A 9,655-nucleotide genomic window follows, 5' to 3' on the forward strand; every position below is an offset into this window, starting at 1 on the left:
CGGTGTCAGGCTGGTCGACGTGGGTGGGATGCAGGACCACCCCGGGGCCGGTCCCGACCTCTCCGGGAGCATCACCCGGGCCGATGCGCTGGTCCGGGCCGCCGTCCAGCGGCACCGTGACCACCTCGCGGCGCGCCGGGCCGGACCGCTCATCGCGGCGATGCGTCAACGGATCGAGGACCAGTGTCTCGAGGCGGTGTCCCAGCTGGCCCGCACCACCAGCTCGACGGAGGAGCTGGCCCGGGTGGCGCGCACCGTTGCCGGGCGTCTGGCCCACCCGGTCACCATGGCCGCGCGGGCCGCTGCGGCGTCCGGGGACGACGCGGCACTCCTCACGATCTGCGGCGCGATGGATGTCGCCCTCACCCCGCAGATGGTCGGACTGGGTGCGGGGGAGCTGCTTCCCCAGCGCAGCTGACTACGCGATGCAGACGGGCTGCCGACGGGGTGCGGTGGGCTCAACCCGACTCTGGGAGCTCCTGCGCGGCCCCCCAGCGCAGGCGCTTCTTGATCCGGACCGACCCGTCCTTGTCCGACTCGAAGCTCGCCTGGTCGGCGAACGCCGTCATCAGGGCGAGGCCGTGCTCCGGCAGGACCTCGATCTCTGGCCAGCTCGCGAGCAGCCGGTCGCTGGGATGGCCGGCGCCGGTGTCCAGGATGTGCACGGTGAGCTCGGTGTCGCCGATGTTGATGAGCACCTCGAAGTTCTGCTCCGTCCCGGACCGGCGCAGGAAGTTGCTGCAGGCCTCCGACAGCGCCACCTCGGCCTCGTGGACGCAATCCGGCGACACGCCTTGGGTCTCCAGCGCGTCCGCCGTGGTGTGCCGGGCGAGGGAGACGCTGGCCGCTTTCGACGGCAGCATCATGACGATCTGGATGCTCATCTGTCCCCTCCCCTTCGTGCCCCACGGTGCAGCTGGGGCGCCGCCGCGCGTGGAGACGACGCCCGCGTGGTGGGTACCTGGCGCCCGGCGTCACCGTCGGCTCCGGTCCGTGCGAGCCCGGCGTCGGCGGAGTGGCGGACGGAAGACTTCCCACTCGAGGGTAATCCCATTTCCATCGGCCCGGCCCGGGTGAATGACGAAAACTCGCGAACCATCGACCAGGGGCTCGTGAACCCCCGGGATCGCCGCACCGGACGTCGCGATTCCAGTAGCGTTTCGTGGCACGCGCAACGTGCGTCTGACCGGAAGGGACAGCATCATGCGTCGAACACCGGCGGTCCTGGCCGCCCTGCTCCTTGCGCTCACCGCGGCCACCGGTTGCGGCGGCGGTGGTGAGGCGAGCGACGGCGGAAGCGACAGCGCGTCCGCGTCGGGCAACAGCACCTCGGACTCGACAGGCCCCATGGTCATCGAGGTCACCATCGAGGGGGATTCCGTGACCCCCAACGGTGAGCGCTTCGAGGTCGCCACCGGGCAGGACGTGGAGCTCGACCTCACCGCGGACGTGGCCGGTGAGATCCACGTCCACTCCACGCCCGAGCTCGAGCTGGAGTACGAAGCGGGCACGTCCACCGTGACCATCCCGGGAATCGAGCAGCCGGGCACCGTCGACGTCGAGCTCCACGACCCCGAGACGATCATCGTGCAGCTCGAGGTGAGCTGACGCCTCAGCCGGGGATGCGTCGTGCCGGTGTCCCCATCGGGTCGTTCCGGTCACGGGAGCCGGGTCGCCAGCCGACGGAGTACTGGACCATCATGTCGCTGTCCTCGTGGACGAGGTTGTGGCAGTGGACCATGTAGCGACCTGCGTGCGGGCCGAAGTGGATGAGCACTCGCACCGTCTCGTCCTCCCCGACGTAGGCGGTGTCCTTGGGTCCGCGCTCGTAGTCGAACGGCGGACGGCCGTTGCGGTCGAGGATCCGGAAGTCGACGAGGTGCAGGTGGACGGGGTGGAACCAGCCTCCGCCCGGGTTGGTGAGCTCCCAGATCTCGGTGGTGTTCATCCGGGGGCTGGCCACCACCATCTGGAACTCGCTGGCGATCACGTCCTCCCAGGTCTGGCCGTTGATCGTCCAGATACCGCCGTTCCGTTGTACGGCGAGTCGCCTGGTCCGGACCGCGTCGGCCGGCTTGAGCTGCATCACCGGACTGTCGACGAGGGTGTCGGGCAGGTGGTTCCAGGTGAAGTTGTTCGTCGAGAAGGGGGCGTCGCTCACGTCGAAGGCCATCACCTGGTCGGTGTTCGCGAAGTCGCGGTTGTTGTCGTTCGAGAGGTTGCGCAGCACCACGCGCTGGCCCGGGCGGTAGCGCCGGAAGTCGATCAGCACCTCGTACCGCTCGGCGCTGCTCTGTCGCCACTGGCTGACAGTGTGTGACCGCGGCATGAGCCCACCGTCGGTGGCGACCATGGTGACCGGGTCTCCGTTGCCGAGCTGGAACCGGTAGGACCGGGCGACGGACGCCACCAGGATGCGGAACCGGTAGATCCGGCGCTTGACCTTCATCACCGGCCAGGGCCGGCCGTTCACGAGGATCACGTCGCCCCACAGGCCGGACTCGTCGTCGCCGAGGGTCAGCTCCCCGCGCGGCGTGAAGAGGGCGTCCGCCACCATGAGGGGGACGTCGAACTCTCCCTGGGGGAGGAGCGCCAGCTCTGCGGCGTCGTGCAGGTGGTACTGCGCGTAGAGCCCCGCGTAGGCGTTCTTGGCGGTGTGGTGCACGCCGTGGTCGTGGTACCAGAGGGTGCGGGCAGGCTGGAAGTTCGGGTAGTGGTAGTCCTTGAACCAGCCTCGACCGGTGGTGTCGCTGGCGTACCCGTCGTACTGGGGGAGCGAGGCCGAGCCGTGCAGGTGCACCGACGTGTTGGAGTCCTGCCCGAGTGCGGGGTGGATGTCCGGCAGCTTGTTGCGCACCTGGAGGACGGACCTCCTCCCGCGGCGGACCTTGATCGTCGGTCCCGGCGTGATCCCGTTGTACCCATAGATCAGGGTCGACATCGTCGGGAGGATGCGCGCCCGGCGGGCTCTCTCGGTGACGGTGAAGTAGTCGGTCCACACACCGTCCGCGCCGCGTCTGCTGTGCGTGGGGCGCAGCACCGGTGGTCGCACGAACCGGGTCCGGAAGGGCCGTGGCCTGTCTCCCGGTGCCAGCAGGCTGGCCACCTGCGCCTCGACCAGAGCGTTCAACGGCAGCTGGCTCGCGCCAGCCGTTCCGACCACTCCCAGTGCCCCGAGCTTGAACATGTCACGACGAGTCAGATCCATGTCGCCACTACCTTGTGCCGTCCCTAGTGATGCCGTCCCCTAGAGCTGCATTCGGGACCACACTGCCGGGTCGGAAGTGGTCGGACCACCGCCCCCGCGGGTCAATTTGTGCGTTCAGCCGTGCTGGCCCGTTGTAACCATTAAGGGCGGGTCAAGGTGCGGATCACGCAGAGGGGACGATCCCGGCGGCCGTGGTGCGGCGCCTGGATGCGCTCAACCTGACCAGCAGCTCGAACAACCCGGCCGGATCGTCGGCCTTGTCGACGACCGCATCGGCACCGAGCGCACGGGCGGCGTTCGCGGTGTGCGGGTCGGACGAGTACATGACGATGACGCCGTCGGGGCAGGACTCCCGCAGCTGCGGAACAGCCTCGAGACCGTCCATCCGGGGCATGTGCAGGTCGCAGACGATCGCATCGGGACGGTGCTGCTCGGTCAGCGCCAGCGCCTCGGCCCCGTCCGTGGCCACGCCGGCCAGGGACAGCCGATCGTCGGATTCGACGAGATAGGTCAGTACCCGCGCAATCTCGGGTCGGTCCTCAACTACGAGCACGGAGAGCGTCATGGGGTCGGTTTCCTCTTCGGGGGTCGGTGCTGCAACGGCAAGGATGGATCAGATCCGGCCGCGAGGTGTGGTGGTTGTCCGCTGCCGGCCGAAAACCACCCGGACGGAATCCGTGGTGCCATCCGACTGCACCACTGCGGATGTCGGACCGGATGATCCCCGATGTGTTCGGGCGCGCCCGGAGCACCGGATGATCCTGCTCGGGTGCGGTGCTGACGGCCGTGCGGGAACTAGGGGTACTAGTCCCTAGGTCCTAGTCGCGCCAGCACGGTTGAACGTTGAATTTGATCCTCGGGGGCGATTCCGGCGACCGCCGCATCCCGGCAGACTTGTGCAACGAACGAGCTGGCTCGGGGACGGCGCACTTGGACGGTACCCGGGGGTAATTCAGCGTGGAACTGACCCGACGCGACATGATGAAGCTCGGCGCACTCGGGGTCGTCGGCGCGGCTGGCACGACGCAGCTGCCATGGGGCGCGATTGGCGCGGCCACCGCCAGCGACCTCGCGCCGAGGGACATGCCTCGGCCCTTCCGGAACCGGTTCGTGCGACCCCCGGTCCTTCGTCCGGACAGGAGTCGCCGCGACCGGGACGGCGTGTGGACCGACTACTTCACGCTCCAGGAGCAGGTCCGCAGGGCACGGATCCTGCCGACGATGTCGACGATCATGTACGGCTACAACGGGATCACGCCGGGGCCGACGATCAAGGTCCGCCGCGGTCGCCGTGCCGTCGTGCGGGTGCGCAACCAGCTGCCGGACATCCACCCCGCGCTCGGGCACAGCTCGACCACGTCGATGCACCTGCACGGCTCGGCCTCGCTCCCTCAGTACGACGGCTACGCCAGCGACATCACCGGGCCGGGCTGGTTCAAGGACTACCGCTATCCGAACTTCCAGCCTGCCCGGACCCTCTGGTACCACGACCACGGCGTGCACCACACTGCCCAGAACGCCTACGCCGGCCTCTACGCGCAGTACCACATGCACGACGCTGCGGAGCAGGCTCTGCTTCCTCAGGGCGAGTTCGACGTGCCGCTGACGATCGGTGACGCCGCCTTCACCGCCCGCGGGCAGCTGACGCTCGGCGACGACGAGTCGGGCCTGTGGGGCGACGTGATCCTGGTGAACGGCCGGCCCTGGCCGGTGATGAAGGTCAAGCGCCGGATCTACCGGTTCCGCTTCCTGGTGGCATCGATCTCGCGGTCCTACCGGTTCCAGCTCGGCAACGGGGACCCGGTCACCATCGTCGCGACCGACGGCGGACTGATGCCCAAGGCGCGCCGGGTGGACCAGTGGCGACAGGCCAGCGCGGAGCGGTACGAGGTGCTGATCGACTTCCGGCGCTACCGGCCGGGCCAGCGCGTGGTGCTGCGCAACCTCTCCAACAGGAACAACCGCGACTACGACAACACCGACCAGGTGATGGCCTTCGACGTCACCGACGCGCCGTTCTCCAAGCGTGACCACACCTGGAACCAACTGCCCGACACCCTGGTCAACAGCCACGTGATGGGGCTCAAGCCGTCCGACGCCGTCCGGACCCGGCAGCTGCGCGTGGAGCGCGCGGGCGGGATCTGGACGATCAACGGTCGCACGTGGGAGGACGTGATCAACAGCAACTTCGAGCTGCTGGTCGCCAACCCCAGGCTGAACTCCACCGAGATCTGGGAGCTCACCAACCCCTCCGGAGGCTGGTTCCACCCCGTCCACATCCACCTGATCGACTTCAAGATCCTCACCCGCAACGGCCGTCCGCCGTTCGACTACGAACGCGGGCCCAAGGACGTCGCCTATGTCGGGGAGGGCGAGACGGTGAGGGTGATCATGCGCTTCGGTCCACACCGCGGGCGCTACATGGTCCACTGCCACAACCTGGTCCACGAGGACAGCGACATGATGCAGCAGTTCGCCGTGGGCTGGAACCCTGGCCAGCGCGACCCGAACCACCCGATCGAGGCGGCCCCCGCCAGGCGCAGCATCCCGGGCTGATCGGGCTTCCGACACCCGCGTTCGCAGGTGTGCCGAGGTAGCTCGCAAATGCACGCAGGTCAGGCCTGTGATGTGGCCTGACCTGCGAGGTGGTACGCCATCAGGGACTCGAACCCCGAACCCGCTGATTAAGAGTCAGCTGCTCTGCCAATTGAGCTAATGGCGCGCGCTGCGAAGCGACGCCAACTCTATCAGCGGGGTTCGGGCTCGAAAAATCGCCAGCGGGTGCTAGCGGAGGGCGAGGACGGCCTGGGCCGCGTTGTGTCCGCCGATGCCGGAGACCGCGCCTCCACGGCGGGCGCCGGAGCCGCAGACCACGACCGACGGATGGTCGGTCTGCACCCCCCACTGGCGCGCCGGCGTGTCGAGGCGGGCCCGGTTGGGGGCCCACGGCCAGTCCAGGTCGCCGTGGAAGATGTGGCCACCGGGCATGGCCAGGTCGGCCTCGACGTCCTGCGGGATCTTCGCCTCGACGCAGGGAGCTCCCGTCGCGTCCGTCGCGACGCAGCTCTCGATCGGCTCCGCCAGGTGCTCGTTGAGGGAGGACAGGGCGCGGGCGACCGCGAGACGCTTGGTCTCGACCGGGTCCTGCTCGAACAGCGAGGCCGGGGTGTGCAGGCCGAAGTAGGTCAGGGTGTGGGCGCCGTCGGGGGCCGAGCCCAGGATGGACGGGTCGCTCAGCGAGTGGCAGTAGACCTCCCCGGGCAGCGCCGAGGGCACCCGTCCGGCAGCGGCGTCGGCGTACGCCGCCTCCAGCTGGGTGTAGTCCTCACCGAGGTGGAGCGTGCCGGCGAAGGCGACCGAGGGGTCGACGCCCGACTTGAGCCGGGGCAGCCGGTTGAGGAGGAAGTTGATCTTGATCTGGGCGCCCTGCGGCTTGGTCGCGGCCTCCTCGGCCTCGCCCATCAGGATCCGCAGCACCCAGGGCGCCACGTTGGCGAGGACGAAACGGGCCGAGACGGTGCTGCTGCTCATCCCGTCGTGCCAGGTCACCTCGGCGCCGTCATCGCCGGCGTCGATGCGGCTCACCCCGGCCGAGGTGATGATCTCGGCTCCTGCGGACGATGCGGCGGCGGCCAGCGCGTCGGTGACCGCACCCATGCCTCCGACCGGCACCCTCCACTCGCCGGTCTGGTTGCCGACCAGGTGGTAGAGGAAGCAGCGATTCTGGATCAGCGACGGGTCGTGCAGCGAGGCGAACGTCCCGATGACCGCGTCGGTCCCCACCAGGCCGCGGACGGTGTCGTCGGTGAACCGGGCCTCGATCGCTTCCCCGAGCGGATTCACCACCAGCTCGTCCCACACCCGGGCCTCGACCTGCTCGCGGACCTGGCGCTCGGTGGGCAGGGGGGAGAGCAGCGTGGGCGCCACGACCCGGGCCAGGTCGGAGACGTCGGAGTAGAAGGATCGCCAGGCGTCGTACTCGGTGGTGCCTCCGGTCAGCGCCTCGAACGACGCGGCGGTCTCGGGGCCCTCAGGCCGTTCGACCAGGAGTCCGCCGGGCTTGCCGTCCCGCAGCGTCGGCGTGTAGGACGCCGTCGAGCGCGACGTGAGGGAGAGGTCGAGGTCGAGGTCCGCGATGAGCTGCTCGGGCATCAGGGACACCAGGTAGGAGTAGCGCGACAGCCGCGCCTCGTGCCCGGCGAACGCCTGGGCCGAGACCGCGGCACCCCCGACGTGGCCGAGCCGTTCGAGGACGAGGACCGACAGGCCGGACCGCGCCAGGTACGCAGCCGCGACGAGGCCGTTGTGGCCACCACCGGCGACGACCACGTCGTACTGCTTCGCTGAGGAGCTCACCGACCCAAGGTAGTCGGGCCTGCGGAGCTTGACTCATCGGCATGGGGCAAACATCCAAGATTCAACTACCATTGAGGGGAGGGAGGAGGTGCGTCGAATGCCGGCTGTCCGCGTCGACGACCTGGTCCACCTCCCGCGCCTGCCCCAGCCGGGGCTGGGCGACCAGGCCCGTCCGGTCTGGAAGATCACCACCGCACCGCAGGGTTTCGAGGGCGAGGGATTCCCTGTGCGCCGGGCCTTCGCCGGCATCGACCTCGCGCACCTCGACCCGTTCATCATGATGGACCAGATGGGGGAGGTGGAGTACGCCCCCGGTGAGCCGAAGGGCACGCCCTGGCACCCGCACCGGGGTTTCGAGACCGTCACCTACATGATCGACGGCGTCTTCGACCACCAGGACTCCCTGGGCGGAGGCGGAACCATCACCAACGGCGACACCCAGTGGATGACCGCCGGCGCGGGCATCCTCCACATCGAGTCGCCGCCCGAGTGGCTGGTCGAGTCGGGCGGGCTCTTCCACGGGATCCAGCTGTGGGTCAACCTCCCGCGTGCCGCGAAGCTCTCGGCGCCGGCCTACCAGGACATCCGCTCCGGTGAGGTCGCGCTGCTCACGACGTACGACGCCGGGGCGCTCGTGCGGGTCATTGCCGGGTCGGTCGGTGGTCACCCCGGCCCGGGATCGACCCACACGCCGATGGCGCTGGCCCACGTGACCGTCGAACCGGGCGCACGCATGGACCTGCCGTGGACCGCCGACTTCAACGCGCTGGTCTACGTGCTCAGTGGTGCCGGGACGGTGGGCCGCGACCAGCGGCCCATCAGGAGCGGCCAGACGGCCGTGCTCGGCTCCGGCGAGTACCTCACCGCCACCGCGAACCGCACCCAGGAGAGCCGATCGCCGAAGCTCGACCTGATCGTGGTCGGGGGCCGTCCGATCCGCGAGCCGCTCGCCTGGGCGGGTCCGTTCGTGATGAACAGCAAGGCCGAGGTCATCCAGGCGTTCGAGGACTTCCAGCACGGCAGGTTCGGGCACATCCCGGGCTGACCGTCACTCAGGACGGCCTGCTCGACGCCTCGACGCTCGTGCAGACGGAGAGCGACCCAGGAACATGCCGGGGCCCAGCGCCGGGTGGGAGCAGGTCGCTGTCGCGGCACTGGCGCGCGTGGAGGTCGCCAGGCTCCGGCCGACGGCCTGAGGACGCGGCGGCTACCGGGTCCGGCACCACCGGTGCCCAGTAGGTTTGACCGGTGACCACCACCGCCGGGAGTCGGCTCCCCGACCGTGCCCGCGTCGTCGTCATCGGCGGGGGCGTGATTGGCTGCTCGGTCGCCTACCACCTCGCCCACGCCGGCTGGACCGACGTGGTCCTGCTCGAGCGCGACCGCCTCACCTCCGGCACCACCTGGCACGCGGCGGGCCTGATGACCTGCTTCGGGTCGACGTCGGAGACCTCGACCGCGATCCGGATGTACTCCCGCGAGCTCTACGCGCGCCTGGAGGAGGAGACCGGGCAGGCCACCGGGTTCAAGCCGGTCGGGCTCATCGAGGCCGCGGCCGATGAGGACCGCCTGGAGGAGTACCGCAGGGTCGCCGCCTTCCAGCGCCACCTCGGGCTCGAGGTCGACGAGATCTCGCCGTCGGAGATGGCCGACCTGTTCCCCTGGGCGAGGACCGACGACCTTCTCGCCGGCTTCCACGTCCCCGGCGACGGGCGGGTCAACCCCGTCGACGTCACCCTCGCCCTGGCCAGGGGAGCCCGGCAGCTCGGAGTGCGGATCGTCGAGGGCGTCTCGGTCGAGGACGTGCTCACCGACCGCGGGCGCGCGACCGGTGTCCGGGTGTCCACGGGGACATCCGGCGAGACGACGGGGATCGAGGCGGAGTACGTCGTCAACTGCGCCGGCATGTGGGCGCGCGAGCTGGGAGCGCGGAACGGTCTCGTGATCCCCAACCAGGCGGCCGAGCACTACTACCTGATCACCGACACCATCGACGGGCTCGACCCCGACGCGCCGGTGTTCGAGGACCCCGCGTCGTACGGCTACTACCGCGAGGAGGGCGGCGGGATGATGGTCGGCCTCTTCGAGCCG

The 9,655-nt window shown here is 69.6% G+C and carries 9 protein-coding genes and 1 tRNA gene; 5 read left to right on the forward strand and 5 right to left on the reverse strand.

Features of this window, described 5'->3' with window-relative positions; all coding sequences use genetic code 11:
• On the forward strand, nucleotides 1–418 hold a 418-nt coding region (locus tag VFN12_RS11655; RefSeq protein ID WP_325118854.1), incomplete at its 5' end, for a hypothetical protein.
• Between the two features lie 40 nt (nucleotides 419–458).
• Here VFN12_RS11655 and VFN12_RS11660 read toward each other — a convergent pair.
• On the reverse strand, nucleotides 459–884 hold the full coding sequence (locus VFN12_RS11660) for an ATP-binding protein (protein ID WP_325118855.1): 426 nt from the start codon (nucleotides 882–884) through the stop codon (nucleotides 459–461).
• A gap of 319 nt (nucleotides 885–1,203) precedes the next feature.
• Here VFN12_RS11660 and VFN12_RS11665 point away from each other — a divergent pair, with 319 nt between their 5' ends.
• Nucleotides 1,204–1,608 (forward strand): hypothetical protein, encoded by a 405-nt coding sequence (locus tag VFN12_RS11665; protein WP_325118856.1) that lies wholly within the window; start codon nucleotides 1,204–1,206, stop codon nucleotides 1,606–1,608.
• Between the two features lie 4 nt (nucleotides 1,609–1,612).
• On the opposite strand, the gene VFN12_RS11670 is transcribed toward VFN12_RS11665, so the two are convergent.
• Complete coding sequence (locus VFN12_RS11670) at nucleotides 1,613–3,208, reverse strand: multicopper oxidase family protein (RefSeq protein WP_325118857.1); 1,596 nt, start codon at nucleotides 3,206–3,208, stop codon at nucleotides 1,613–1,615.
• Between the two features lie 163 nt (nucleotides 3,209–3,371).
• A complete protein-coding gene (locus VFN12_RS11675; protein WP_325118858.1) occupies nucleotides 3,372–3,773 on the reverse strand; it encodes a response regulator in 402 nt (133 codons plus the stop codon).
• Between the two features lie 392 nt (nucleotides 3,774–4,165).
• Here VFN12_RS11675 and VFN12_RS11680 point away from each other — a divergent pair, with 392 nt between their 5' ends.
• Nucleotides 4,166–5,764 (forward strand): multicopper oxidase family protein, encoded by a 1,599-nt coding sequence (locus VFN12_RS11680; protein WP_325118859.1) that lies wholly within the window; start codon nucleotides 4,166–4,168, stop codon nucleotides 5,762–5,764.
• A 90-nt stretch (nucleotides 5,765–5,854) separates the two neighbouring features.
• Here the strand turns inward: VFN12_RS11680 and VFN12_RS11685 are convergent.
• Nucleotides 5,855–5,930, reverse strand: a tRNA-Lys gene (locus VFN12_RS11685).
• A 62-nt stretch (nucleotides 5,931–5,992) separates the two neighbouring features.
• Complete coding sequence (locus VFN12_RS11690; protein ID WP_325118860.1) at nucleotides 5,993–7,564, reverse strand: NAD(P)/FAD-dependent oxidoreductase; 1,572 nt, start codon at nucleotides 7,562–7,564, stop codon at nucleotides 5,993–5,995.
• 97 nt (nucleotides 7,565–7,661) lie between these two features.
• Between VFN12_RS11690 and VFN12_RS11695 the strand changes: the two genes are divergently transcribed.
• On the forward strand, nucleotides 7,662–8,609 hold the full coding sequence (locus VFN12_RS11695) for a pirin family protein (RefSeq protein WP_325118861.1): 948 nt from the start codon (nucleotides 7,662–7,664) through the stop codon (nucleotides 8,607–8,609).
• A gap of 203 nt (nucleotides 8,610–8,812) precedes the next feature.
• Nucleotides 8,813–9,655 (forward strand): FAD-dependent oxidoreductase (locus VFN12_RS11700; protein ID WP_325118863.1); only part of this gene is annotated, 843 nt, incomplete at its 3' end.

Source organism: Nocardioides sp., from assembly GCF_035703625.1.
Classification (GTDB): domain Bacteria; phylum Actinomycetota; class Actinomycetes; order Propionibacteriales; family Nocardioidaceae; genus Nocardioides.

Coding starts and splice junctions, on each gene's coding strand:
- VFN12_RS11670 (WP_325118857.1), bottom strand. CDS start 3,208: ATGGATCTGACTCGTCGTGACATGTTCAAGCTCGGGGCACTGGGAGTG.
- VFN12_RS11695 (WP_325118861.1), top strand. CDS start 7,662: ATGCCGGCTGTCCGCGTCGACGACCTGGTCCACCTCCCGCGCCTGCCC.
- VFN12_RS11660 (WP_325118855.1), bottom strand. CDS start 884: ATGAGCATCCAGATCGTCATGATGCTGCCGTCGAAAGCGGCCAGCGTC.
- VFN12_RS11665 (WP_325118856.1), top strand. CDS start 1,204: ATGCGTCGAACACCGGCGGTCCTGGCCGCCCTGCTCCTTGCGCTCACC.
- VFN12_RS11675 (WP_325118858.1), bottom strand. CDS start 3,773: ATGACGCTCTCCGTGCTCGTAGTTGAGGACCGACCCGAGATTGCGCGG.